We start from the raw sequence: 386 nt of genomic DNA, 5'->3' as shown, positions 1-386 counted from the left end.
CCCATGGCGTGCATGATCAAGTGGTTCTGCGGGTTGGCCTCGAGGCCGACCTTGTTGACAACCCGGGCGGCCATCGGCACTGCGGAAACACCGGCGGCGCCGATGAGTGGATTGATCGGGGTTTTGCTGAGCTTATTCATCAGTTTCGCCAGCAATACGCCTGCTGCTGTACCGATGGCAAAAGCAATCATGCCCAGGGCCAGGATACCAAGGGTCTCGAGGTTAAGAAACTTGTCGGCGGACAGTTTGGAACCGACCCCGAGACCAAGAAAGATGGTAACCGTGTACATCAGAGAATTCTTGATGGTATCGGACAGTCTGTCGACGACGCCGCATTCCTTGGCCAGATTGCCGAGCATAAACATCCCGATCAGCGGTGCCGCCGA

1 protein-coding gene is annotated in these 386 nt (G+C 56.7%); it reads right to left on the bottom strand.

Translation table 11 applies throughout. The features are described 5' to 3' along the window. On the bottom strand, nucleotides 1-386 hold a 386-nt coding region (locus ACYQ8U_RS23255; protein ID WP_459947933.1), incomplete at both ends, for a sodium ion-translocating decarboxylase subunit beta.

The sequence above is a fragment of the Desulfocastanea catecholica genome, assembly GCF_054657295.1.
This window is presented reverse-complemented; position numbering and strand designations above follow the sequence as displayed.